Source organism: Anaerococcus sp. Marseille-P3915, assembly GCF_900258475.1.
In the GTDB taxonomy this organism is placed as follows: Bacteria; Bacillota; Clostridia; order Tissierellales; family Peptoniphilaceae; genus Anaerococcus; species Anaerococcus kampingae.
On the sequence record NZ_LT984887.1, the window covers coordinates 1,394,733 to 1,421,212 of the forward strand.

The 26,480-nt window shown below is 37.3% G+C and carries 24 protein-coding genes and 1 pseudogene; 5 read left to right on the top strand and 20 right to left on the bottom strand.

The genetic code is table 11. The features are described 5' to 3' along the window. Positions 1-39 precede the first annotated feature (39 nt). The 4 genes from C8269_RS06795 to C8269_RS06810 are packed head-to-tail and all read right to left on the bottom strand — an operon-like array spanning position 40 to position 4,157. The gene (locus C8269_RS06795) at positions 40-735 is read right to left on the bottom strand and encodes a 16S rRNA pseudouridine(516) synthase (RefSeq protein ID WP_106460958.1); all 696 of its coding nucleotides are present in this window, start codon (positions 733-735) and stop codon (positions 40-42) included. Next, positions 732-1,058 carry a PadR family transcriptional regulator gene (locus C8269_RS06800; protein WP_199792168.1) on the bottom strand — a complete coding sequence of 109 codons (327 nt, stop codon included), beginning with the start codon at positions 1,056-1,058 and terminating at the stop codon, positions 732-734. Before C8269_RS06800 ends, C8269_RS06795 begins: the two co-directional genes overlap by 4 nt. Positions 1,059-1,098: 40 nt before the next feature. Continuing rightward, positions 1,099-3,660, bottom strand: coding sequence for an ATP-dependent DNA helicase (locus tag C8269_RS06805; protein WP_106460959.1), 2,562 nt, complete (start codon positions 3,658-3,660; stop codon positions 1,099-1,101). Further along, the gene (locus C8269_RS06810; protein WP_106460960.1) at positions 3,657-4,157 is read right to left on the bottom strand and encodes a GNAT family N-acetyltransferase; all 501 of its coding nucleotides are present in this window, start codon (positions 4,155-4,157) and stop codon (positions 3,657-3,659) included. The genes C8269_RS06805 and C8269_RS06810 overlap by 4 nt, the downstream gene beginning before the upstream one ends. Before the next feature lie 94 nt (positions 4,158-4,251). On the opposite strand from C8269_RS06810, the gene C8269_RS06815 reads away from it, so the two are divergent. Further along, positions 4,252-5,433 carry an NAD(P)/FAD-dependent oxidoreductase gene (locus tag C8269_RS06815; protein ID WP_106460961.1) on the top strand — a complete coding sequence of 394 codons (1,182 nt, stop codon included), beginning with the start codon at positions 4,252-4,254 and terminating at the stop codon, positions 5,431-5,433. 55 nt (positions 5,434-5,488) lie between these two features. On the opposite strand, the gene uraA is transcribed toward C8269_RS06815, so the two are convergent. The 13 genes from uraA to C8269_RS06880 form a co-directional block, all read right to left on the bottom strand. Beyond that, on the bottom strand, positions 5,489-6,754 hold the full coding sequence (uraA, locus tag C8269_RS06820; protein ID WP_106460962.1) for a uracil permease: 1,266 nt from the start codon (positions 6,752-6,754) through the stop codon (positions 5,489-5,491). A gap of 463 nt (positions 6,755-7,217) precedes the next feature. After that, on the bottom strand, positions 7,218-7,529 hold the full coding sequence (locus C8269_RS06825) for a hypothetical protein (RefSeq protein ID WP_106460963.1): 312 nt from the start codon (positions 7,527-7,529) through the stop codon (positions 7,218-7,220). Positions 7,530-7,585: 56 nt separating this feature from the next. Continuing rightward, on the bottom strand, positions 7,586-8,797 hold the full coding sequence (locus C8269_RS06830; protein WP_106460964.1) for an arginine deiminase: 1,212 nt from the start codon (positions 8,795-8,797) through the stop codon (positions 7,586-7,588). A gap of 198 nt (positions 8,798-8,995) precedes the next feature. Continuing rightward, on the bottom strand, positions 8,996-10,303 hold the full coding sequence (locus tag C8269_RS06835; RefSeq protein WP_106460965.1) for an ABC transporter substrate-binding protein: 1,308 nt from the start codon (positions 10,301-10,303) through the stop codon (positions 8,996-8,998). 99 nt (positions 10,304-10,402) lie between these two features. After that, positions 10,403-11,221 carry a carbohydrate ABC transporter permease gene (locus tag C8269_RS06840; protein WP_106460966.1) on the bottom strand — a complete coding sequence of 273 codons (819 nt, stop codon included), beginning with the start codon at positions 11,219-11,221 and terminating at the stop codon, positions 10,403-10,405. 6 nt (positions 11,222-11,227) lie between these two features. Further along, positions 11,228-12,112, bottom strand: coding sequence for a carbohydrate ABC transporter permease (locus tag C8269_RS06845; RefSeq protein WP_106460967.1), 885 nt, complete (start codon positions 12,110-12,112; stop codon positions 11,228-11,230). Further along, positions 12,112-13,182, bottom strand: a complete 1,071-nt coding sequence (locus C8269_RS06850) for an ABC transporter ATP-binding protein (RefSeq protein WP_106460968.1) — start codon at positions 13,180-13,182, stop codon at positions 12,112-12,114. Before C8269_RS06850 ends, C8269_RS06845 begins: the two co-directional genes overlap by 1 nt. 11 nt (positions 13,183-13,193) lie before the next feature. Then, complete coding sequence (locus C8269_RS06855) at positions 13,194-13,517, bottom strand: hypothetical protein (RefSeq protein WP_234025845.1); 324 nt, start codon at positions 13,515-13,517, stop codon at positions 13,194-13,196. Between the two features lie 183 nt (positions 13,518-13,700). Then, complete coding sequence (locus C8269_RS06860; protein WP_106460969.1) at positions 13,701-14,093, bottom strand: SH3 domain-containing protein; 393 nt, start codon at positions 14,091-14,093, stop codon at positions 13,701-13,703. Next, positions 14,093-14,749 carry a protein tyrosine kinase gene (locus C8269_RS06865; RefSeq protein ID WP_106460970.1) on the bottom strand — a complete coding sequence of 219 codons (657 nt, stop codon included), beginning with the start codon at positions 14,747-14,749 and terminating at the stop codon, positions 14,093-14,095. Before C8269_RS06865 ends, C8269_RS06860 begins: the two co-directional genes overlap by 1 nt. Further along, entirely contained in the window at positions 14,742-15,638 is an 897-nt protein-coding gene (locus tag C8269_RS06870; protein WP_106460971.1) for a chain-length determining protein, read from the bottom strand. Before C8269_RS06870 ends, C8269_RS06865 begins: the two co-directional genes overlap by 8 nt. Next, complete coding sequence (locus C8269_RS06875; protein ID WP_106460972.1) at positions 15,628-16,419, bottom strand: glycosyltransferase; 792 nt, start codon at positions 16,417-16,419, stop codon at positions 15,628-15,630. Before C8269_RS06875 ends, C8269_RS06870 begins: the two co-directional genes overlap by 11 nt. After that, positions 16,419-17,567 carry a glycosyltransferase gene (locus tag C8269_RS06880; RefSeq protein WP_106460973.1) on the bottom strand — a complete coding sequence of 383 codons (1,149 nt, stop codon included), beginning with the start codon at positions 17,565-17,567 and terminating at the stop codon, positions 16,419-16,421. The genes C8269_RS06875 and C8269_RS06880 overlap by 1 nt, the downstream gene beginning before the upstream one ends. Positions 17,568-17,876: 309 nt before the next feature. Between C8269_RS06880 and gltS the strand changes: the two genes are divergently transcribed. Beyond that, positions 17,877-19,055, top strand: coding sequence for a sodium/glutamate symporter (gene gltS / locus C8269_RS06885; RefSeq protein WP_106460974.1), 1,179 nt, complete (start codon positions 17,877-17,879; stop codon positions 19,053-19,055). 823 nt (positions 19,056-19,878) lie between these two features. Here the strand turns inward: gltS and C8269_RS06895 are convergent. Next, positions 19,879-21,120 carry a DNA polymerase Y family protein gene (locus C8269_RS06895; protein WP_106460976.1) on the bottom strand — a complete coding sequence of 414 codons (1,242 nt, stop codon included), beginning with the start codon at positions 21,118-21,120 and terminating at the stop codon, positions 19,879-19,881. 141 nt (positions 21,121-21,261) lie between these two features. Here C8269_RS06895 and C8269_RS06900 point away from each other — a divergent pair, with 141 nt between their 5' ends. The 3 genes from C8269_RS06900 to C8269_RS06910 are packed head-to-tail and all read left to right on the top strand — an operon-like array spanning position 21,262 to position 22,759. Next, positions 21,262-21,663, top strand: a complete 402-nt coding sequence (locus C8269_RS06900; protein WP_106460977.1) for a helix-turn-helix domain-containing protein — start codon at positions 21,262-21,264, stop codon at positions 21,661-21,663. Continuing rightward, a complete protein-coding gene (locus C8269_RS06905; RefSeq protein ID WP_106460978.1) occupies positions 21,663-22,214 on the top strand; it encodes an ImmA/IrrE family metallo-endopeptidase in 552 nt (183 codons plus the stop codon). Before C8269_RS06900 ends, C8269_RS06905 begins: the two co-directional genes overlap by 1 nt. Then, positions 22,214-22,759, top strand: coding sequence for a tRNA (mnm(5)s(2)U34)-methyltransferase (locus C8269_RS06910; RefSeq protein WP_106460979.1), 546 nt, complete (start codon positions 22,214-22,216; stop codon positions 22,757-22,759). The genes C8269_RS06905 and C8269_RS06910 overlap by 1 nt, the downstream gene beginning before the upstream one ends. A gap of 677 nt (positions 22,760-23,436) precedes the next feature. On the opposite strand, the gene C8269_RS06915 is transcribed toward C8269_RS06910, so the two are convergent. Beyond that, positions 23,437-24,566 (bottom strand): IS3 family transposase gene (locus C8269_RS06915; RefSeq protein ID WP_199792160.1). Its coding sequence is split into 2 segments (ribosomal slippage): positions 23,437-24,299 and positions 24,299-24,566, totalling 1,131 coding nucleotides; the frame shifts between segments, so codons are not numbered across the junction. Between the two features lie 738 nt (positions 24,567-25,304). Further along, a pseudogene (locus tag C8269_RS06920) lies at positions 25,305-26,480 on the bottom strand (FIVAR domain-containing protein); the annotation flags it as partial.

Consider the following 26,480-nt stretch of genomic DNA (forward strand, 5'->3'; position numbering starts at 1 on the left):
TACTAATTTTTTGCAAGTGTTTTCATAAAATTATCTTAGCTAAGAAAAAAGTTCTAACTCAGCTTCAGTAAGTTCTCTATAATCACCCTCACCTAAATATGGGTCAAGCTTTAAATCTCCTATAGCTATTCTTTTTAAGCTGGTAACTTCATTTCCTAGATTTGAAAAAAGCCTCTTAACAAGGTGAAACTTACCTTCTGTAACCTTAACAAGGGCCTTGTTTGGCTCTAGTATTTCAAGATCGGCAGGCCTTGCTGTGTAATCGTCTTCTTTTATATAGACTCCATTTTTAAATTCCTCAATGAAGCTTTTATCAATTGGATCTCTTGTGATGGCCTCATAGGTCTTTGTAATATTTGAATTTGGACTTGTTATCTTATGAATGAGTTTACCATCTGTCGATAGAATTAAAAGGCCAGTTGTATCCTTATCTAACCTACCTGCTATTGATAGGTCATAATCTAGGTAAAAATCATCTAAAAGGTCAATTACAGTCTCTTCCTCATCTTTTGTAGCTGATAAAACGCCTGCTGGCTTATTCATCATTAGATGGATATTTTCTATATATTCTACAAAATGGCCCATGTAGTAGACTTCATCTACATAAGGATCAACCTTTGTTGATGAATCCTTCACTATATTGCCATTTATTACTAGGGCTCCTTTTTTTGCATTTCTTTTTATATTTTTCCTGGTATCAAGGCCGGTATTGCCTATCATCTTGTCGACTCTCATTTTCTCCCCTTTTCTAGGATATTTGCCATGGCCTGGCTTAGACTATCATATGATTTGTAAAAATCCTCAAGATAGTCCCTACCCTGATCTGTTATATAGTAATATTTTCTCTTAGGACCTATGTCTGATTTCCTGTAGGTGCCTAGGATTAGGCCTTTTTTGATAAGCCTAGTCAATATCGGGTAGACAGTTCCTTCTGTCATATTGTAAAAACCATTTAGCTTGAGTTCTTCAATTATTTCATAGCCATAGGTTTCCTTATTTTTGATTATGTGCAGGATTATCCCATCGATCAATCCCTTTAACATTTGCGAATCTATCATTTTATCACCTAGCTATATTGTATTACATAGTAGACTTTTATCAATCTCTTTTGCAAAAATACTTCATCTGGCAGAATTTGCACTTATCCTCATCCTCAGTCCTTCTTAGGGTGAGGTTTTCATCGATTAGCTTTGCAATCTTATCAATCTCATTTATATCAAAATCTGTTGGGGCTACTTCTATGAGCCTATCTTCTTCTATAAAATAAAGATACATCTTGTTCACATCCTTGCCTGTGGCCTTGACTAGGTGCCTGTAGGTCATGAGCTGATTTTTGTAGGCTTCGATAAAACCTCCCTTATAAGATCCTGTTTTTATATCCAAAATCGACCCGTCTTTTAGGCCTATATCCACCTTTCCCTGGAGGATGTAAAAGTTTCTATCTAGCTTGTAATTTGCTTCCACAGAGCCTATTTCAAAGTCTCTTTTGGAAAAATTGTCCAAAGGCTCCTTATATTTTGGATTATCCTTAAGAAAAGCTTCAAATTTTTCCTTATCTTCTGGCCTTAAGGCCATGTATTCTGCAAGTTTATGGGTATTGGTACCAAAGGAGAGGGCTTCTGTCTTTAGGGCTTTAAAATCAAATTTTCTGATAAATCTGTAGGATAAAGGACAAGACTTGTAGACTTCTATGTCTGTTGTGTAGGCTAGGGTCTTCTTTTCCTTCTCTTCTTCGGTTCTTTTAAAATCAATTGTCTTTAAAATCGAGCTTGGAGGATATTTTTTTGCAAAATTTGCAAGCCTTACATCTTTATTATTATCAAGCAAAACCAGGAGGTTTTTGGCCCTGGTAAAGCCTGTATAGTATTTCCTATAAAAGTCTTTTACGAAAGTAAAGTCCTTTGGATCTCTCTTTGCTAGGAAATCATTGGTATTTGCCCTTGGCTTATCATAAAGACCAGATATAAAGACTGTATCAAACTCAAGGCCCTTGGCCTGGTGGATGGTCATGAAATTTACCGCATCCTTGTGACTTTCAAGGTCTTTTAATTCTTCAATGGCCTTTGATGAGTAGAGGTGTAAGATATAAGCTTCTACAAATTCTTTGTAATAATCTTCATCCCTGTCATTTCCATAAATCTCATCAAAATCCCTTGCAGCTCCTATGAAGGCAGAAATATTTGTAATCTCCCTTAAGGCTTCCATTTCCTTTTCATCTTTTATAAGAAAGGCCCTAAAATAATCAAGACCTAGAGCTTGGTAGAGGAGATTTGTGACAGGTATATCAGCGTCCTTTTTAGAATCGATAAAGTCCATGATTTCCTTATTTTGGACTAAAGAAAGATCATTATTAAGGTCAAAAAGATAATTCATGTAGGCAATTTTTTCCTTGGCATCTCTGCCATAAGCATTGGCCGGGTCTTCATAATATGGACTAAGACCTACTAGCTTCATTAGAATAAATACAAGGGCTCTTATCTCGCTTCTTTCAAAATATTTAGCAGATTTCTTATTTAATACCCTTAGACCATTTGCTTCAAAAAAAGCTTGGAGATTGTTTACATAATCATTTCCCAAGGATGGGAATAAAAAGGCGATTTGGCCAAGATTTATATAGGTAGATAAAATTTTTACAACCTTCAATAAATTGCCATATTCATAGGCCCTGGCCCTAACTATTGTATTTGGATTAGAATCCTTAACCTTGGCCCTGAGATTTTTATCTATTATATCCTTAGCACCCAAGCTTTTAAGCCAAGCACTCGCCCCATCTAGGATGTGTTGGTTGGACCTATAATTTATATCAAGCCTATAAATATTTGCCCTATAGCCCTTAGCCTTATAGAAATTGTCGCTAAAATTGGTTAAGTTTTTTGGATCTGCCCCCCTAAAGGCATATAGGGACTGGTCATCGTCACCAAAGACCATGATTTCCTTATCCCTGACTAGCTTAAAGGCAATCTCCTGCTGGATGTGGTTGGTGTCTTGGTATTCATCGACTATGACAAAATCAATGGCAGACCTGATTTCTTCTCCCCTTATAGGGTCATCTAAGAGCCTATAAAAATCCCTTAAAATCATCTGGAAGTTGACTAGATTTCTGTCTGTTAATATTTTTTCATGAGTAAGGAAAATTTTGCCAGCAAAGGCCTCTTTTGGGTCCTCGCTTGCTAGTAATTTTAGGGGGTCGTAGAGCTTGTTTGTTATTTCTTCGTAGATATTTTTTATGACAAAGACGTCGTTGTAGTCTATAAATATATCATAGTCTGGGATTTTTTTGTAAAGGTCCAGATTTTTTTCGATTATATAGGTCTCCATCACCGTATCTATGATGGTCTTATCAAGGAAATTCTCATCAAGGACTGGGTATTTTTCCATAAAATCAAGAGCCAAGGAGTGGAAATTTCCTATCATCATATCCTTAAGCTCAGCTCTTATTCCTTCGTTTTTAAATTCTGAAATTATCCTTGTAGAAAGCTCCTTGGCAGCCTTTTTGGTGAAGGTAGTAATTAGAATCCTATTTGCCTGATAGCCCTCGTTTTTTATAAGGCTTACTACCTTTTTGACTATAGTAAAGGTCTTGCCAGTGCCCGGGCCTGCAATTACTGCTGCAGGAGTTCTTGCCTTATTTATAATTATATCTTGCTTTTCATTAATCATAACATTAACTCATAGGCTATTCTTGGCTTTTTCTTACCTTCTTCATCAATTAAAATTTTCCCAATTTTTTTAAAGCCATATTTATTTAACAAAGACCTCATCCTAAAATTATCATGGTGGGTATCTATCCTTAGGCTATCAAGATTTAAATAAATTCCATACTTTAGTATCTCCATCATAAATCTTGAACCAAGTCCCTTTTCCCTAGATTCAATATCCACTGCAAAGGTATGAATGGTAATGTAATTTTCCCCATTAAAATCCTGGTCAAGGTCTTTATAAGGTGATTCCTTATCATCAGAAAGGTATGCATAGGCCTTAACCTCCCCCTTATCTTCGTAGACATAAGACTTGCCTTTAATAATTTGATTACAAAGAAAATCCCTATCCATAGACCCAATCTGCCATTGGTCTATACCATCTTCCTTTAGGGCTTTTTTAGCATTTTCTATTATGTATTCAATTTTGTTTATATCTTTAATTTCTGCTCTTCTCATAGAAATATTATACCATAAAAGCTTCTTATCGTTGTTATAATCTTATCAAAGTGATATAATTATAAGAGATAAGCAAAATATGAAAGGATAGTAAATGTACGATTATTTAATTATAGGAAATGGTATAGCTGGTCTATCAGCTGCAGAAGAAATTAGAAAACACGAAGATACAGCGACTATACTCATAGTATCTGATGAAAAGGGTCATACCTATTGGAGAACAAGGCTATCAGAGCTAATTGCCAAGGACTTTAACGATGATGAAATCCTTGTCAAGAAAGACCCTTGGTATAATGACAGACACATAGAGGAAAGATTTAATACAAAGGTTGTAAAAATAGATAAGGACAAGAAGCTTGCCTACCTTGAAGATGGAGAAGAGATAGAATATGGCAAGATTCTAATTGCAACAGGAGCTCATGCCTTTATCCCACCTATCAAAAACGCTGACAGCCAAGGTGTTTTTGCAATAAGAAGCTCAGAAGACCTAGTAGAATTTAAAAATTATGTCAAAGATAAGAAAAAATTAGTCATAATCGGCGGTGGCATCCTAGGACTAGAAGCTGCTGATTCAGCCCACAAGCTTGGCCTTGATATCCTTGTAATTGAAGCCTTTGATTACCTACTAGCTAGACAGCTTGACAGAGACCTTTCAGGCAAATTAGAAAAGGCCCTAAATGAGATGGGAATTGAAACCCTAACAGGCAAAAATACCAAGGAAATCCTAATCGAAGATGGCCACGTTGTTGGAGTAAAGCTATCAGATGATTCAGAAATCAAAGCTGATGCCATCATGATTCAAGCAGGTGTAAGATCTAATATAGAAATCGCCCAAAACTCAGATCTAGCCACAGACAGGGGCATCCTAGTAGGAGAAGACCTAAAAGTAGAAGGCTATGACATCTATGCAGCAGGAGATGTGGCTCAAATAGATAATTTCACAATCGGACTTTGGACAGCCAGCATGGAAATGGGCAAGATTGCCGGTGCCAACATGACTGGAGAACATAGAACTTATGAAAAACCAAAACCATTCTCAACTCTAATGATTGGTGATATCAAGCTATTTTCTGCAGGAATGAATTCTGGCGAAGGTATTGAAGAAGAAAAAATCGAAAAAGACGGAAAAATCTACAAACTCTTTAAAAATGGAGATAAGTTTGTAGGCGGCATCCTTTGGGGAGATATAAAATACCAAATGGATGTCAAAGCTATAGTCTTTGAAGGCAAAGACCCAGCTGAGACAAAACTAGGCGCAGAAATATTTGGTCTTTAATTTAAAAAATCCAAGATGATCATAAGGATCGCCTTGGATTTTTTATTTGCTAAATTTATTGATTTGTTAAGTTTAATTTTCTTAAAAGAGTCATAAAGGCTGATAGGACAACTGCTACAACAGATGCTAGAACCATGCCTGATAGGTTTATTGACCCAAACTTAATTGATAGGCCTGAAAGACCAGCTATAAATATTACTGATGTTAGAACTAGGTTTATAGATTTTGAATAATCGATCCTTTGATCTACCAAAAGCCTGATGCCGCTTGTACCAATCATTCCATAAAGTAGGAAGGTTACCCCGCCTATGACATTGCCTGGAATGGTTGAGATAAAGGCTGCAAGTGGTCCAAAGAAGGCCATAAGGATTGAAACTACAGCAGCTCCGCCTATAACTTGTACTGAATAAACTCCTGTAATAGCCATAACCCCGATGTTTTCACCATAAGTTGTAGTTGGTACACCACCTACAAGACCTGAAATGGCTGTAGAGAAGTTATCTGCAAAGATTGACCTGTGTAGGCCTGGATCTTTTAGAAGGTCCTTGCCGACGATATTTGAAGTAACGACCTGGTGGGAAATGTGCTCGCTTGTTATAACAAGTATTACCGGTAGCATAGCAAGGATTGATTCTACTGAAAACTTGGCCAAGTGAAAGTTTGGCATAGTAAATAGCTTTGCTTCAAGAACAGGTGTAAAGTCAACCATATCAAAAAATACAGCTGAAATATAACCTACAATTATAGCAATTAGGATAGGAATTGTTGAGAAAAATCCCTTAAAGGCTACAGAACCGATGATGGCTGTAAGTAGGGTTATGCCAAAAACTATAAAGTCCTTAGAGCTAGCTGTATCTGTCATAAGGTTAGCACCAATGGCACCTCCTGTGACAGTATTGCCTGCAAGCTCAAAACCAATTAGGGCTACAACAGCACCCATAGCAGCAGGTGGCAATACTACATCAATCCATTTTATGCCAAACTTATAGATAATATAGGCCATGATACAACCCAAAATTCCGACTACAACAAAGGCACCTTGCGCATATTCAAATCCTTGTTTTGCAATAATAGCTGTACCTGGTGCTAAAAATGCAAATGAGGAACCCAAATAAGCAGGTGCCTTGCCTTTAGTAATAAGTATAAATAATAATGTTCCAATACCATTCATAAGAAGAACGATTCCTGGGTTAATTTGAAATAAAATAGGAACTAAAACAGATGCCCCAAACATTGCAAAAGTATGTTGCAAAGATAGCGGCAATAGTAATTTAGCTGGAACCTTGTCATCAATATGATAGATTTTCTTTTCTTTAGACATAAATACCTCCATAAATTTTTCGGAATCTAGGACCCCAAACTTCCTATATAATACCCAAAGAAAGATACTTTGTCAATGAAGATAAAGAAAAGTTTTGCAACTTTTTTTATAAGAAATCAAACTTGGGAAAGTAAGGCTGTGAGCCTAGCTATAGATTTATTTTAGAAAAAAATGTGATATAATATATATGTTATCATCGGCCCACTAGGGTGGGAGGAGGTGATGTTATGCATTTTTTCATTGAGTTCATAATTGCTGTCGCAGCGGAGATAACTGGTTACTATCTATGCAAGTGGCTTGATAGCAAAAATAACGATGATAACTAAAGCACGAAAAAAGAGACGAGCTAGCGACTCGTCTCTTTTAATATGCCATGCATTTCATTGAGTTCATGGTTAGTATCATTATACCCAAAACATCTAATATTTCAATATCTCTGATAATTCTGGGTTCACTATATAATCTATTCTAATTCCTCACCATTAAAGGCATCTATGAAGTCGTCCTTGGCTCTGTTGGCTTTTTCTTTAGCCCTATCTACACCGCCTTTGACATTTTCAATACCTTCTTTAACTTCTTTTTTATTTTTCTTTAGTAGGTAGGCGCCTGCCCCTATTAGGAAGGCTCCCTTTGCTATTCTTGAAATAATATTTGGTTTATCTTTGTAATTGCTATCTTTAAACATTTTAGATCCTCTTTTCTTTTTATCATCTTTTAAAGCGTCGGTAATCTTATCTGCCGCCGCTATAGCTGCAAGTTTCTTAAATAATCCCATAAGATACTTCCTTTCTAAGATAATACTTATCTTAAATATTTTATACCCACTTTTTCCTAATCTCTAACAAGTGGCATAGACATACATCTTGGACCACCCCTACCGACTGTAAGGGTTGAAGAATCTAGCTTTATAACCTCTATATCATTTAATTCTAGCATCCTATTTGTGACATTGTTTCTCTTATAGACTATGACCTTGCCTGGAGCGATGGCTAGGGTGTTTGACCCGTCTGTCCACTGTTCACGAAGGGCTGCAATTGGGTCTCCTCCCCCACATGGCAAGAGATTAATCTTATCAAGACCAAGGGCATCCTTAAGTAGGTCATCTAGACTCTTATCCATCTGCTCGCTTACAAGTTCTCCATTTTTTGATGTAAAGCTTACGGCGTGGAAGCTTGAAATAATTCCAGGATGGTAGGTAAAGGTATCAAAATCTATCTGGGTGAAGACCGTATCAAGGTGCATGTAGGCCCTCTCATTTGGAATATTTACAGCAAGAACTTGCTTAACTTCGTTATTTTCATCAAAAATTAGATTTCTAGCAAGCTTTTCTATAGCGTCGATTTCAGTTCTCTGGCTAATACCAACCATGACTAGGTTTTCGTTGATATTTAGTATATCACCACCTTCTATGTGCTTATCTTCATGTCTGCCATAATAGTCTTTGATATCCTTATATTCTGGGTGGTATTTGAAGATATAATCAGCATAGATAGTCTCACGAGACCTGGTTACAGAATACATAGCATTTATTGAAACACCATTTGCTATTGATGAAAAAGGGTCTCTGGTGAAGTATAAGTTTGGCATAGGATTGATAGCTGTATATCTTTCATGGCTTACAACCCTATCTCTAAGATGGTTAAAGGAATCAATTTCTGCAAGGCTAATGCCTGCCATAGTTTTTTCTACAAACTCTTTATTATCCTTAATACTTTCTAAAAGATTCTTAGATTCCTTAAAAATATCAGCATTGACAATGCCTGCCTCATCTAAATATTCTTTTAAAAACTTCTCCCTAAGGCCATCATTTGCACTAAGAGTTTCAGCCATAAGGTCTTCAAGATAAACAACCTCTACCATATTATCTCTAAAAATCTTTGCAAAATCATCATGCTCTTCCTGGGCCTTTTCTAGATCAGGAATATCATCAAATAAAAGCTCATCTAGTAAGTTAGGAGTAAGATTTAAAAGCTCATCTCCAGGTCTGTGTAGCATAACCTTCTTAAGGGTCTTGATCTCGTTATTTACATTAATTATTGCCATATCTCCTCCAAAATATTTTTTAAAAAAGGGACTATTGTAGACAAAACTACAAAAGTCCCTATTATCAACCGGTATAAGCCGATATCTTTAATTTTCTTAAGCTTATTATATCACGATTTTTCATTTTCGGCTAATATTGTTATATTTTTAGCAATTACTGTCCAAAAAAGACCAGCTGGCCGCTGGTCTCTTGTTTTATTATTGGAAATCTGCTTCGAATTGACCTTTGAATGCTTCCATTTCTGCTTTTACGTCAGCATCTGGGTTTGATAGGATTTCTTCTAATTTTGTTGCTATGTCGTTGTAGGCTTGTTGGCTGCCTGGTACAAGAGGTCTTGAGAATAATTTCTCACTTGCTGGTGCTAGGATTGGAGCTATTTTTGACTCTGAATTTTTGTATTCATCGCTTTCTACAGCGCTCTTTCTAGCTGGCATGTAGCCTGTTGCTAGACCAAATTTAATTTGTGCTTCTTTGCTTGCTAGGTATTTTATAAATTTGAAGGCTGCATCTTTTTCTTCATCACTTGCACCTTCAAACATATATACGTTTGTACCTTGTTGAACAGCTTTATCAGCTGGATATGGCATTACATCGTAGGTGAATTTATCTTCTACACCTTCTTTTACATATACTTCACCAGCATTTGATCCAATATAGCCTGCTAGTTGTTCATTGGCAAATGGACCTGATAGGTATTGGTCTGTTCCTGCTATTCTGAAGTAGCCTTCTTTGATACCATCTAGGTAATAATTAACCGCTTCGATTGACTCAGGACTTGTTACATCTAAGTCTGGACCAAAGTCTATACCTTTGTTTTTAAGGTAGGTTACGTAGAAGTTTGATAGAGAGTCCCAACCGAAAGCTGGAATGCCTTTTTCTTCTTTGATTTTCTTTGCTACTTCTTTTAGCTCTTCAAAGTTTGTTGGGTTTTCTAGTTTTAGTTCGTCAAAGATATCTTTGTTGTACCAAAGAACTTCTGTTGATTTGTTAAATGGTAGTCCTATGATTTTGCCATCTTGTTCGATTTCGTTTCTAACACCTTCAAAGATGTCATCATAATCTTCAATTCCGCCTTCGCCTTTTACCCTATCTGTTAGGTCAGCTACCATGCCTGCATCGCTAAATTGTAGCATCCAGTCAGGATAAGCTTGAGTTATAGTTGGAAGGTCTTTAGGTGATTGCATTGTTGCAACTAGGATTTGGTTAAGATCACCATATCCACCTTGGTGTTGAAGTGTTACTTTTATATCTGGGTTTTCTTTTTCAAAGTCAGCTACGATTGCTTCTAGAGCTTCGCCTTGTCCGCCACCCATTGCATGCCAGAATTTGATTTCTGTTTGGCCTTCTTTGGCTGGTTCTGCCTTTTCTTCTTTAGAATCTTCTGCTTTTTTAGATTCTTCTACCTTAGTCTCTTCTTTAGGAGCTTCGTTTGATGTAGATCCACATGCTGAAAATACTCCTAGACTTAAGACTAGCGCTGCTAATAATGATAATTTCTTTTTCATTTTTACCCCTTATTTCTCCTTTTTAAAGGTGCTTCTCGGCTAATTATTTAGCTACGTTCTTACAATAAATATATACCCCTCTAGGGATTTTTTTCAAGATTAACCTTTTATACCTCCAAATGATACTCCTCTTAGGATTTGCTTCCTGAAGATAAAGTAAAGTATTAGGATTGGTAAGATTGTAATGGTTGATGCTGCCATTTGTAGGTGGATTAATTGACCTGCTTCTGTGGCAAATGATGATAGACCATTTGATATTAGCCTCATCTTTGTTGTGTTTGTAACAAGGATTGGCCATAAGAATGAGTTCCAACCTGTGATGAAGTTAAGCAGGCCTATGGTAAATAGGTTTTGCTTACACATCGGTATCATAACCCTTCTTATAAATTCAAAGTCGCTTGCCCCGTCTACCTTGGCTGCATTATAAAATTCCATTGGGACAGATTTTAAAAATTCTTTTAGGTAGAATATATAAAATACTGATGCCAAAAATGGGATTATTAGTGCTGTATAGGTATCTAGTAAACCTAGCTTGGCTATGGTTGAATAATTGGTGAAAATTATTATTTCAAAAGGAACCATTAATAAGGCTAGCATAAAATTTTGTAAGACTGTTTTCCCCTTAAAGTTTAGGAAATTTAGGGCAAAGGCTGCAAGTACTGTTGTTATCAGAGTTCCCATAGTATTTATTAGGGATACAAATACTGTGTTTACAAAATATCTTGCAAATGGAGCTGCCTTCATGGCCTCTACATAGTTTGCAAATTGTGGGGCCTTTGGTAAAAGCTTAGGCGGAATCTGTGTTACCTCTCCAAAACTCATTAATGATGATGATATCATGTACAAAAATGGGAAGAGGGTTACTGCTGCCATTATTATTATGAATATGAATGATAAAACTTTTAATACTTTTCTCATTTTAACCTACCTTGATATCATCTTTATTATTTTTCTTTGAGCAAAGGTTAGGACTAATAGGAAGAGAAAAAGTAGGACTGCTGCAGCCATGGCCTGGCCGTACCTATATTCCACATAAAACTTCCTATAAATATAAAACACTGCTGTTATCAGCCTATTTCCCACACCTGCCTTGCCATTAAAGAGGGCGAAAATCTGGTTATAAACCTTAAAGGCTGAAATAAAACTTGTCAAAAACAAAAATGTAATTATGCTTGTAAGCTGTGGGAGGGTTATCTTTTTAAATTGCTCCCAGCCGCTTGCCCCGAAGGTATCGGCTATCTTATAATAAGACTCATCTATTCCCCTAAGACCAGCTAAGATTACGATTATATTAAAGGCTAGGGCATTCCACACACCAAATATAATGGCTGCTAGCATGTTGTAGTCAGGATTGTTTAAAAAATCAATTGGACCTATACCCACAAAGGATAGCATGTGGTTGATAAAACCATATTTGCCATTAAATAAATACCTAAATACGATACCTACAGCTATTACACTTGTTAGGTAAGGTATAAAAAATATTGTCTCAAAAAACTTATCTCCCTTAATTTTCTCATTTAGGATTAGGGCTATAAACATGGAAATGATTATAGACAAAGGCACGACTGTGACCGAATAAATCAAGGTATTTTTCATAGCCAGCCTAAAGAGCTTGTCATTTAGGACAATAGGGAAATTTTGAAAGCCAACATAGGTTGGATTCATGATGTTATTGTTGTGAACACTCATGTAGAAGGTTCTAATAAGTGGATATACATTAAATACCAGTATAAAGAATAAGGCAGGAAGCAAGTATAACCAAGCCTTGTTGGTCCTTTCTGCCCTGTAGGAGGACTTTTTCTTCATTAGTAGACTCTCTTTCCATCTTCTTCAAATATATAGATTGCCTTATGATCAATTGAAACTCTAATCTTTTCCCCATCTTTTATATCAAGGGCTGAATCGACAACCATCCTTGATGCCTGGCCTAGGATATTAAAATGCAAGATCATATAACGACCTATCATTTCCCTAGTTTCTACTTCTATTTCTAGATCCCCATTTGGATCAAGCTTGAAATGCTCTGGCCTAATCCCTACTAGGTAGGTATCCTTATCAAGACTTGCCTTTTTTCTATCTTCGATAAGCTTTGATTTATCTAAGAATAGATTGTCCCTGCTTATAGAATCTTTTGTATTATCAAGCTCGTAAATATTTATTATAGGATTGCCTATAAATTTAGCTACAAAGAGATTTGCAGGCTCTAGATATAGGTTTTGTGGCTTATCAAATTGTTGGATGACTCCCTTATCCATTAGGGCTATGTAGTCACTAATTGATAGGGCTTCTTCTTGGTCGTGGGTTACAAATACAGTGGTAACACCTACAGATTTTACTATATTTCTAATCTCTTCTCTGATAGATAACCTTAGCCTAGCATCCAGGTTACTTAAAGGCTCATCTAGAAGTAGGGTCTTAGGATTTTTAACTAAGGCTCTAGCTATAGCCACCCTTTGTTGCTGACCACCAGATATTTGGCTAGGCTTCTTATCCTTTATATCTGTAATATAGGTAAGGTCCATATATTTTTGAGCTCTTTTAATAGCTTCTTCCTTTTTAATCTTATGCTCTCCTACAGTTAGGGGAAAGATTATATTTTCAAGGACTGTCATATGTGGATATAGGGCATAATTTTGAAATACCATACCTATATCACGATCTTTTGGGTGAAGATTTACAATCGAATCATTATCAAATAGGATATCTCCCTCAGTTGGGTCAAGTATACCAGCTATAATATTTAGGATTGTAGACTTACCACAACCAGAAGGACCAAGAAGGGTCACAAGGGCTCCTTCTTCTATATCCAGATTGACAGATTTTAAGGCTTCATAGCCATTTTCATAAACTTTTCTTAAATTTTTGATATTAATCATTTAATCCTCTTTCATACCAATGGGAATTTTAGTAATAGATACAACATCACAACCATCAAAATTATACCAATCAGGGTAAAAGCATCGATTTGCTTTTTTAAAGCCATGATGACTAGGGATATTGATAATAAAAATAACAATAAATATAATTGCACAAACAAATCACTAGCCGGGCTTATAATCGATATAAATAGGGCTATTGCGGCAAGTAAAGCTGTCACAATGCTGACATAGGCATATACCCTTTTGCCATCTATTATGAAGTTAATTAAGCTAATTACAGCTGTCACCGCAAAGATTGGCATAAAGATATTTTTTAAAAATATAATTATCATTTAAACCTCTCTATTTTAATTATAACATATCTTTTAAATTTTTTTACAAAAATAAGGGCCTAAAGCTAAAAGAATATTTTTTATATTTGCCTTATGAATTATAAAACCTTCTCTGAGCCAGTAAGGAGACGCCTTATAGCCTATTTAAGATTTATTCTTTTGCTTAGTACCCTTCTTTGTTATTTATTTTTTAATGAGTAGGTCACTTCTTATATAACCTGTTTTGCCATTTACTGTTACCCTTGTCCAGCCTTCAGTTTCGCCTAGGTTTAGGATCTCATCATTTGGTCCTACTTCGGCTACTATGGATGAGTTTTCTGATGGAGCAAGTCTCATATTTACGCTATCTTTCACCATGACTTCTACCCCTTCTTCTAGGTCTCTGCCAAGGTCTTTTTCTTCTTCTACCTCTTTTTGCAAATCAGCTTCTTCTTGCTTTTTATCTTCTGTATTTGCTTCTTCTGCTACTTGGCCTTCTTCTCCTTGGGGATGTCTTACTGATACATAAGAATCATTTTGGCAAGAAGCTAAGAAAATTACAAGACCTAAGATCAAAAGTGTTTTGATTTTTTTCATTAATTGCCTCCAAATAAGTCGTCTAGTTCATCGCTTTGGTATTCATAATCTGTAACTACCACGCCAAGGATTTTAGCCCCTGTGCTTTCTAGTTGGTCAACAGATTCTTCAAGGAGATAGGTTCTTGTTGCTTCTTCATTGGTTAGGATTACTGTCTTATCAGCTAGGCCACAAAATACATTTGCCTCTGCTATGTCAATATTTTCCTTTGTGTTTACAAAGATATAGTCGTATTTTACCATAGCCTCATCAAAAAAACTTTTGATTGCTGATGGCTCTAGATACATATCTTCATAATCAGCTACCCTACCTGTCATAAGAAGGTGGAGATTATCATTTTCCTTTACCAAAACTTCATCAAGGGCATAATCTCCAAGCAGGCAATCTACAAAGCCCCTCTTGTTATAATAGCCCTTCATCTCCTCAAGCTCATCGGCCCTGAGATTGGCATCTATTACTAGAATTCTTTCGTTTTCTTCTGCCAGGTGACCTCCCATTACTAAGATTGTATTTATCTTATTTGTCTTATCATCTGTCGCAGTGAAGGCTACTATAGCATCTGCTGGATCAAGCTTGCTTGTTAGCTTATCTTCTAGATTGTAGAAGGCTTGGAGAAGTATCTCTCTTCTCTCGTCTACTTTTTTTCTTCTAAACATCTAAATCTCCAATCTTATACTTAGGAAGCTTGCCTAGGATTTCTAGCTTGCTTGAAGCCTTGCTTGCTTCTTCTTTTAGAGGTGAAGCAAAAACTATTTCTTCTCCCTCATCTTCCTGCTCATCTACCGCTTCCTTGGCCAAGTCTATAGCACTTCTGTCGATTTTTCTAGTTTCACCAAAGTCTTCTTCCCTATCTTCTATCTTCTCGATAGGTTGGGTGAAGGTTTCTTCCTTAATTTCTTCCTTGATTTCTTCTTGTTTTTTGATTTCTTTTTTGTTTTTTTCTACTTGCTTTTTAACTTTTTTTTCTTTTTGCCTGTAGTCTTTCTTTTCTTGTTTTTTAAGCTTGTTATTATATCTTTTAACTGATACAAAAGATCCTAATAGGTAAAGTAAGAATCCTAGGCCACCAGCAATCCCTGCATAAGTTAGGCTATTGTCAATAGCCTTGGCATTTTCATAAGAATATTCCATTACATTTGCACCAGTATTGTAAATATTGTTAATAACTGTTGCAGAAAGGTCTGCATATTCATCTGCCAAATCTTCTGCCCTAAGCTTGTTTGTGTCTGTGACTGATATGTCAACGACTGCAGAGTTATCCAGAGCCTTTATCTTCATCTTGCTATCTAGTTTTGATAGGGACCAATCTATCTTTAGATTATCCAAGGTCCTTTGTTTAATAGCATTAGAATTGATTACATTTGCAAAGTCATTTGCAGAATTTGCCTCATCTAAATTTTCTACTGAACTTGTCACAAGCTTTGTACTTGCCCTGTATTCCTTAAAGCCTGCAAAATTCAGACCAAAGTAAACAAGCATGGCCACAATTATTCCGGCTATAATTGATGACAAGGTAGCTTGAAACATCGATTTTTTATTTTCCATCTTCTCCTCCATATTGACTAGCACCTTCAAGCATGAGCTTGCGTGCTGCACTTTTTTCTACTTTTCTTAACATCTCAGGATGCCTTATTAAAAATTGTTCTATATAAAGCCTATAGGCCTTTGGAAATAAGGCCCTGGCAAGCTTTCCCTTATCTAGGAAAAACTTCTCATTAAAACCCTCAAACCAGGTCGACTCATCGTTGTAGACTCTTGCTATAAGGTCGGTATTAGTCCTTGCCTTTAGGCCGCTTCTAATGCAATCTAGGATAAATATTGAGTCTTCCCCAGAACCATTTTCTGTTCCTGCTCCAAAATTAGTATTGAGGTAGATATTTTTCCTAGCTACAGCCTTTCTATCAAAGGCAAAGTGTACAGAACCATAGGTCAGGCAATTATAAAAGCCAAGCTTCTTATTTTCCTTAACCTTTATAATCTCTCGACCATCCTGATAAATTATTGTCTTAAATACGAAAAAATCAACGTCAGGATAGGAAATAAATCCATCCTTGACCCTGGCTAGGTAGCCTTCTTCAAAGACCTCATCATCATCGGCAAATATTACTATATCAGCATCTGAATTAAGTAGGGCTAGGTTTCTGCTTCTGGCAAGACCCCTAGTATCTGTCGATATCATCCTCACCTTAAAATCATCTGTAACAATTTCTTCATAGCCATTGTGATCAGTCTGATTTATGATTAGGGCGTCACTTTCCAGATTAAACTTCTTATAAAAATCAATACTCTCCACATTCATAGCAGAGATTAATACTTCAACATTCATTATTTTCTAGTAGTCTCCGCCTTTTCCCAAGTTGGCTTAGAATAGCCTCTTAGCTCCCTATAAGCCCCTATTATTTGGGCAAGCATCATGGCGCAATAATATCTTGGGAAGTAGAATATCTTGCTCTTTGCTCCTGAAAATTGGCCAATTATTGCTAGGGCATAAAAACCTATTTGCATCAAGAAAAATGACCCGTAGAATACTCCCTCTCCTAGTAGAAAGAAGTTAGTAACTAATAAAACTATATGAAAAAAGGCCTGCAAATATCTTAGAGTCTTGTGGTTGAAGGTAAAAAATGAAAACCATCCATACTCAAATATATTTAGCCTTTTGAGGTTGGTAAATATATTGGTAAGGATTCTTCTTTGCATCCTGACCTTTCTTTTAAATTCATCTGCTGTAGTCTGACCGGCCTTCTCAAAGGCCACAGCCTTTGGATTATAAAGGGCTCTCTTGTGATTTAGGGCTGCATATAAAGGAAGCTCATAGTCGTGGCTATTGACTAGGTCAATGTGCCTGTAGTCTTCTTTCCTAACAGCATAGATTGCCCCGTTGCCGTTGGTTATTGTCTTGATATTTGATTCGATTTTTCTCATCTTAAGCTCAAAATTCCAATAGGTATTTTCAGCTACAACAGATGAAATCTCATCATCTTCGTGATAGATCAAAGAGCCGCACACATATTCTATATCATCGTCTACAAAATAAGATACAAGCTCACTTATGGCATTTGACTTAAACATAGAATTGGCATCAGAAAAGACAATAATCTCGCCCTTAGCCACTTCCACCGCCTCGTTTTGGGCATTGGTCTTGCCAAGATGGTTTTTGACAGTGTTTACCCTGATATCATAGTCAGGATTATTTCTAATAAATTCTTCACAAATTTCAACTGTCCTATCTGTAGAAGAGTCATTTGCAATAATAACTTCATATGTTGGGTAGTCAGTTTGAATTATGTTTTCAAGCTTTTTTTCTATTACATCCTCTTCGTTGTAGGCAGAAATAATAACCGACACGCTAGGTTTGATAGAATAATCTTGTTTGTTTTCTCTTTTGATAAGCTTATCCAAAATCAAAAGAGTAAGAGGATAGCCTATCATCGCATAAAATAAGGCAAATCCTGCTAAGTAAAATAAAATTTTCATACACTTCTCCTATTATCTAATTATATTATAAAGGACCATACTATTTCAAGGAGAAGGGGCTTTTTTATTGAAATTTTACTCAAATTCCTATTAAATAAAAAACCTGCTAAAAAAGCAGGCTAAATTAAAAAGTTAAAAACTCTATTTTTTTCAAATTAGGCATGCATAGGCACACCTTTATTCACCCTTAACTAATAAGGCTTATATATATTATACTTTTTTACACAAATCGCTTCATATAGTAAAAAATCTATTGCTTCTTTGGAAAATAAAAGGATAATATCTTAATAAAATAAGAATGGAGTCATTATGAATATAAAATTAGACATCTTACAAAGCCTGGGCCTTGCTATCATAGCCCTTATCCTAGGCATGGGTCTAAAGAAGAAGTTTTCCTTCCTTAGGACCTTTTTCATCCCAGCCCCTGTAATAGGCGGCCTTCTTATAAGCCTTGTGGTTTTTATCCTAGGCCAAGCTGGTCTTGCCTATTTTGAATTTGATAAAATCCTCCAAGACTTCTTTATGAATATATTTTTCACAGCCATTGGCCTTTCAGCATCCTTTGCCATGCTTAAAAGGTCTGGATCTCTTGGACTAAGGCTAGCACTGGCTATAATAATCCTTTTGCCCCTCCAAAATGTAATTGGAGTCGCCCTTGCAAAAATCCTTGCCATAAATCCCCTCCACGGTATAGCCATGGGCTCTACATCCATGACTGGTGGCATCGGATCTGCGATAAGCTTTGGCAAAATCATGGAAGATTTGGGAGCGAATGGGTCTACTTCAATAGGAGTAGCTGCTGCAACCTTCGGCCTTCTTGCTGGATCTCTTGTGGGTGGCCCTACAGCCAAAAGACTGATAAATAAATACGACCTTAAGACAAAGGGATCTCAGTCAGGTCTTGATAAGAAGAAAATATCTGCCCTTATCAATCAAGAATCCCTAACCCAAGCCATAATCATAATCGGCCTAGCTGCCCTTTTAGGGACTTTTATCAATAAAATCCTTGCCCTAACCGGCCTCAATTTCCCTTATTATGTAGGCTGCCAATTTGGAGGCCTAATCGTAAGAAATATCTACGATGGCCTAAAAAAACCGATAAATATGACAAATATAGACACTGTGGGCAATATTTCCTTAAGCCTATTTTTATCCCTAGCCCTAATCAACCTCAACCTAAAAGCCATAATGAGCCTAGCTGGTCCTATGGTCATAATAATGATAGCCCAAGCTATCTTCATCAGCCTATACACAAGCCTAGTCACCTTCAACATCCTAGGCAGGGACTATGATGCAGCAGTCATGGTAGCTGGTCACTGCGGTGTAGGCCTTGGCCAAACCCCAAATGCCATGGCCAATATGGAAGCTATAATCGAAGAAAAGGGCCCAGCCGATGTGGCCATGTTTATCTTTCCAATAGTATTAGCTATTGCTGTTAACCTCACCAATCCAATATTTATTACATTTTTTATAAATATCTTCTCATAAAAAAACTGGCCCCTAGAGGTCAGTTTTTTCTCGCTTCGCTGCGAACCACTCCGTGGAGGGCCCTGTGCGCCGGGCAGGCGTGTCCCCTTGTCTCGAGCGTAGTCGAGAGACCTATTACGCAAACCCAAATCCCAAGACAAAACCAAGCACGGTATGTTACTATATTTGAAGGCTAGGGAAATAAACCTATGCTTGGTCCATAGTAAATAATAATATCAAACAAATCCTTTAGGCTTCTCCACTACGGTCGAAGCAAGGGAAACGGTAGCTTTTTTATAAAAAGCCTCAACCCCTTGTCTCGACCTCCCTTTCCCTTGTCTCGAGCGCTCCTTCCCTTGTATCGACCGTAGTGGAGATACCTATTACGTAAACTCAAATTCCAAGAGAACCTAAGTACGACAATTCACTGCATTCGAAGGCTTTGAAAATAAACTAGTGCTCTGTGCGTAGTAAATAAAAACATCAAAGCATTTCTAATAGACTTGTCCTCTCCGAGCCACATAAACATGCCTTGATTTGGACGCTCTCGGCCGCTAGGGCAAATTGTTTATGCCGAATGATAGCGCGGGAGCGCGGAGAGCTTCGAAGAAGCGGTATTCGTACGAGCTTGCCACGAAAGTCGAAGCAAGGGAAATAGTAGGAAGCTTTACAAACTTCCATCATTATCCTCTGTGCGCCGGGCAGGCTTTCGAGCTTCGCTCGACCATTCTGCACAGGTCCTCCATGTGCCACATAAACATGCCTTGATTTGGCATGTTTATGCCGAATGATAGCGCGGGAGCGCGGAGAGCTTCGAAGAAGCGGCATTCGTACGGGCGGGCTTCTAACTATTAAAATGCCTAGCTGGCAAAGTTATTATCTCATTTATCTCTTTTGGAAGTTTAATGTCTCTTGTGAGGGCTGCAAAGCTTACGGCATCTTTGCCATATTTTTTCCTAATTTCATAAAGGGCCTTATCGCAGGATTCGCTTTTAAAATACTTCTCATGGTCTAGAAACATATCAAGCTGGCTGCCAGATCCCTCTTTCATCAGCCTTATGGCCCTGATTCCCACAGCCCTGACTGGCGTATCCCAGTCGTATTTTTCCATAAAAAGCTCGTGAGCCTCTTTGGCAAGGATTATGGAAGATTGGGTGTTTAGGGGCAATTCTTTCTGGAAGGTCTGGGAAAATAAGTCCTTATTTCTGACAAAGACTTCCACCCCACCAGCCTCAAGACCGGCTTGCCTTAGCCTTCTTGATACCGAAAAGCTTAGCTCTTGGAGGACATTTTTAACCTCGCCGTTATTGACCAGATCGCTCCTGCAGGTAGAGGAATTGCCAATAGTTTTAATAATATCCCTGTGGTTGATGTCTACTACAGGGCGACTGTCCTTGCCATTGGCATAGGTCCAAAGATAGACCCCATTTACCCCAAGTAGGTTTTCTAAAAGGCTTACAGGAGCCTTTGCAAGCTCTCCTAAGGTGTAAATGCCTATGTGATTAAGCTTAGCCTTAGTCGCCCTGCCTATGCCGACCATCTCCTCGACAGCCAGTGGCCAAACAAGGTCTCTCCAATTATCCTGGTCAATACTAGTGATGGCATCAGGCTTTTTCATATCCGAGCCAAGCTTGGCAAAAATCTTGCAAAAAGAAACGCCAATGCTTACAGTAAGGCCCACCTCCTCCTTCATCCTCCTAGAAATCTCTCTAGCTATATCAAGGCCTGTCCCAAAAAGCTTGGTAGATCCAGACACATCTATAAAACACTCATCCAGGCCAAAAGACTCCACCTGATTTGTATAATCATAATAGATCTTCTTGGCCATCTTTGAATGCTTAAGATACTGGTCATATTGAGGAGGAACCAGGATTAGGTCCCTGCATTTGCTAAGGGCCTGCCAAATAGGCTCGCCAGTCTGAACCCCCATCTCCTTAGCCTTTTGACTTTTGGCAAGGATGATGCCATTTCTATTTTTAGGATTGCCAGCCACAGCCATAGCCTTGCCCTTAAGGGCAGGATTAAGCTTAGCCTCTATAGAAGCATAGCAGGCATTCATATCTGAATGTAGGATAATTCTTTTCATAACAACTCCTCTTGAATTTCATAGACTATTAATGTATAATTAAGACAATAAATGACTTAAGATAATTATAGGACAATAAGAGTCCTTTGTCAAGCATAGAATAAAAACATTAGACTCTAAGAGTCTAGAAGGAGAGAGAAAATGAGTTTCGCCACCAAATTAAAAAAGCTAAGAGAAGAAAAAAGACTAACCCAACAAGAGCTAGCAGACATGGTAGATGTCTCCCTAAAGACCATCTCCAGATATGAACTAGGCTTGTCCAAGCCTAGATATAGAAAGACCTACGACCTACTAGCAAAGTCCCTAGACACTAGCCACGACTACCTAGTCACCGATGAAGAGGACTTCGTCCTCACAGCCCGTGAAAACTACGGCCTAAAGGCTGGCGTCGAAGCAAGAGAGCTGGTAGACGGAGTAGTAGGACTCATGGCAGGAGGAGAAATCCCAGAAGAAGACAAAAAAGCCATCCTAGATGCAATCTCAGAAGCCTACTATATAGCTAGACAAGAAAACAAAAAGCACGGTAGACTAAAGGATAAATAATGACCTACTCATACGATCAAATCTATGAGGATACCCTTGACCTAATCAAAAAACATGACAGCAGAAATCCAAAAGAAATCCTAAAAGAGCGTGGAGTCCACCTCATAGCCTTCAAAAGTGACACCAAACTTCTAGGCATGTACAAAATCATCAAAAACTCCCGCTTCGTCTTCTACAACCCAAACGTAGACTACAGGATCTTAAACATGGTCTTTGCTCACGAGCTAGGCCATGACATCTACCACCAGGCCTACGCAGCAGAAGGCATGGTAGAATACCAAATCTTTGACATAAACAACGAAATGGAGCTAGAAGCAAATATCTTCGCAGCCCATCTTCTCCTAGATGAGAAAAGCCTCCTAGAAGATGTCAAAGAAGGCTACACCTACAACGAGCTAGCAAGCATGTACGATGTCAACGTCAACCTCATGATTTTCAAACTCAACGAAATGCACAGGATGGGTATGCCCATCAGAAAAGAAAACCCAAGCAGTGCCGACTTTTTCAGAAATATAGACGGCAAAGACCTAAAAAACATGGAGTGCTACTAATGGCCAAAAGAATAGTCGACCTAGTCAAAGACCTAATCCTAGATAAAAAAGACATAAAAACAGCCATCGACATGACAGCAGGCACAGGCAAAGATAGCAAATTCATCCTAGAAAACACACAAGTAGAAAACCTCACAGCCTTCGACATCCAAAAACAAGCCGAAACAAAAACAAAGGCCCTAATAGGAGAAGATAAAAGATTCACCTTCATCCTAAAAAGCCATGACCAAATAGATAAATATATAAAAGACCCAGTAGACCTTATAATCTACAACCTAGGCTATTTGCCAGGAGCAGACAAAACCATAACCACCCAGGCAGAATCTACCCTAAAAAGCCTAAAAAAGGCCCTAAAGCTTATAAAAAAAGGCGGCCGCATAATACTAACAATCTACCCAGGTCACCCAGCCGGAAAGAAAGAAAGTCAAAGCCTAGAAAGCTACCTAGAAAGCCTAGACAATAAGACCTACTCCATCCTAAAAATAACCTACACCAACAGACCCAACAACCCACCCTACATCCTAGTAATAGAAAAAGAAAAATAGCCAAAAGCAGTAAAATACTGACTATTGGCTATTTTTTTGTGGGAAAATAAAACAAAGAAAACACCAGTCGAGGTGGGGGTATTGTGAGTCCGTAGTTTTTCGTTAGTTACATATAATTATTTAAAGGAGATACTATAATAAAGAATGTTAATAAAACCAGAAACCGAGTCCCCTTCCATTTCGACCTATGCGAGGGCAAGCTCGTACGAATGCCGCTTCTTCGAAGCTCTCCGCGCTCCCGCGCTATCATTCGGCGATAACATGCCAAATCAAGGCATGTTATCGTGGCTCTAGGAGGACCTCATGGTTTTGTATATCAAGGGTTCTGTATTTACATCGGTGATTGGTCTATATAGCCTTCGAATATAGTAAATTGTCGCTCTTAGTCTGTCTTAGGATTTAAGTTTGCGTAATAGGTCTCTCGACTTACGCTCGAGACAAGAGGCAAGCCCCCGCGGCTCATGTCTATGCTTATCCCAAATTACGAAGTGATTTGATGGAAAGCTTGATGCCGTAGCTGAGCGGCCTCCATTCGAAGTCCTAACCCCATTCATGAAATGAATGGCGGTAGGTCTGGTACAGAGGCAGAGTGGTCGAGCGAAGCGAGATTTGAAGGAAGCTGGATTGTCAACACCTATTTGTACAATCTAAAATCGAACGTACTAATTTAAGATTAACTAATAATATCTATTTAATCTTAAATGTCTATATTTAACTGGTGGCAAGTAACCTAAGGATCCATGGATCCTTAGGTTGTTGTACCAGTAAACATACTCTGATAGTTCTAATTTTAGTTGATTTAAACTTCTAAATTCTTTCTGATAAACAAATTCTGTTTTCATTACCTTATTAAATGCTTCAGCTACAGCATTATCATAAGGACTTCCTTTTTTGCTTAAGGATCTTTCTATTCCAAATACATCTAGGATTTTATCTATGCTCTTATTATCAAATTCTCGTCCTCTATCTGTATGGAATATTTTTATTTTATTTAATGGATATCTTATTGAGTAAATTGCTTCTTTTACTAATTCAGCACTTTTATTTTTACCTGCTGCATAGCCTATTATTTCCCTGTTGTGTAAATCTATTATTGCACATATATAGTTCCAGCTATTTCCTACTCTTACATAGGTTAAGTCACTTACACATGCTTCTAAAGATTCTCTATTATCAAAGTGTCTGTCTACTTTATTTTTTATTTGTTTATTGTTACATGTAGTTTTTTCTACCTTGTATTGTTTTACTGTATAGCTTGAGATTAAGGCGTGTTTTTTCATTACTTTACATATTTTTCTTCTTGATGCTATTATGCCTTGATTTTCTAGTTCTACTTTGATTTTTCTAGATCCATACGCGTTTTTACTTTTTCTGAATATTTCTTTGATTTTCTCTTCTAAAAGCTCTTCTGTTTTTAGGTTGTTTTTAGATTCTTCTTTGTTTATATGATAGTATATTAAGCTTCTTGTTATTCCTAAAAACTTACACATTGCACTAATACTGTATTTATCTCTATTTGAGATTATGAGCTTTACTTTTTGCCTAGTAGTAGTGCAGCTTGCTTTAAAATATCATTTTCCATTTCAAGCTGTTTTAGTTTTTTTCTTAGTCTGATTAGTTCCTTTTCTTCTTCTGTTCTATTATCATCTATGTCGAAGGAGTTTGAGTTGTTGTACCTATTTACCCATCCTCTTATTGTTGATGGTGCTATGTCGTATTCTTCACCTAGTTTTTTATATGTGTAGTTTCCTTGGTTAAAGATTTCTACTATTTGCCTTTTGAAGTCGTCTTCGTAGTGTCTAGCCAATTTAAAATCCTCCTATGATTTCTTATTATTTATTGTATCATATATTCGATTTTAAATTGTACTATTTATTGTATCCATACCAAGCTTATAAAACTTCCCACTCCTCCCTTTCTTCGAGCTTGTCGAGAAGTCTATTAGAACCGATAAGTAGTTACTATTTACTATGCACGTAGCACAAGTTTATTTTCACAAGCCTTCGAATATAGCAGCATGTCGTGCTTAGTTTATCTTGTAATTTGGGTTTTCGTAATAGGTCTCTCGGCTACGCTCGAGACAAGGGGCCTTGTGTTTTTCTAGATTTTCTCATATTTCTTCAATGTTTTTTATATAGAATCAATTCATATCTATCCTAAAGATAAGTTTATAGATCATATCCTCCCATTTCGAATGTAATGAGAAATCTCATGGTTTTGTATATCGTGGGTTCTGTATTTACATCGGTGATTTGTTTATATAGACTTCGAATATAGTAAATTGTCTCTCTTAGTCTGTCTTAGGATTTCAGTTTTCGTAATAGCTATCTCCGCTTCGCTCGATAAAAGGGATAATGAAGGAAGCTTATAAAAGCTTTCCACCCCCTTGCTTCGACCAACGTGGAGAAGCCTAAAGAAATTGTTAGGTGTTATTATTTACTATGCACGGACCACAGGTTTATTTCCAACCCCTAACAACCGTCACAATTAAGCCCAAAAAAACAAGACCCAATTAAGAGTCTTGTTTTTTAAGTTTCAGATAAGTTTACTTATCTTCTTCTTCTTTTTTTCTGCTTGCAAGTAGTCCTGCTATAGAAATTCCTGCTAATCCTACTAGTCCGCTTACAGAGCCTACGCCTGTCTTGACGTTTTTGCCTGCTTTATTAGCTTTAGCATTAGGCATCTTTTCTTTTTGAGCTGCTACTTGGAAGAATAGATCATCAGCATCAATGAAGTTCTTTGAACCGTCAGCATAGATTAGAGTTGCATTACCCTTATCATCTACTATTACGTCAATCGCTGCTGGATTAGCCTTCTTAACTTTGTCGATTACTTCTTGTTTTTCATCGTCTGTTAAATGCTTCATATCCCTTGCACCAGCTTTAACTTTTATAGCTTTTGCTGGATACTTTTCAGCTTCTGTTAGTTTTTTCTTATTATCATCTTCATTAGATGTATTGTCTTTATCGCCTTCATCAGCTTTTGATCCTGGGATAATTATTCCGCCAATATTGCCACCTGACTCATTGCCAGAAGCTTTTTCTCCGTTTAATGCTTTTTCAGCATCTGCTAGAGCTTTCTTAGCTTTATCAACGTCTTCTTGACTTGCATTAGGATCTGCTAGTACTTTTTCTGCATCTGCTAGTGCCTTATCATATGCATCCTTTTTAGCTTGGTCTGCTTTTTGATATTTGTCTGATGCTTTTGTTGCATCTTTCTTAGCTGCTTCAGCTTCTAGAGGTTTCTTATCTACTGAAGTTGCTGCTCCTGATTCATCAGCTTTCTTAACTGTCTTATCTGGAGTTAATTTGCCAAGTTCTTTACCATCTTTGTCTTTTACAGTTACTGTTCCGTCTTTACCTACTTCGACTGTTGCACCTTCTGGTAAGTTTGGATTTGCTTTCTTAACTGCATCTTCTACAGCTTTCTTTTCAGGATCTGTTAGGTTAGATGGGTCAGCTACTTTAACTGGTTCTGCTGGAGCTACTACTGTTCCTGCTTCATCAGCTTTCTTAACTGTCTTATATGGAGTTAATTTGCCAAGTTCTTTGCCATCTTTGTCTTTTACAGTTACTGTTCCGTCTTTACCTACTTCGACTGTTGCACCTTCTGGTAAGTTTGGATTTGCTTTCTTAACTGCATCTTCTACAGCTTTCTTTTCAGGATCTGTTAGGTTAGATGGGTCAGCTACTTTAACTGGTTCTGCTGGAGCTACTACTGT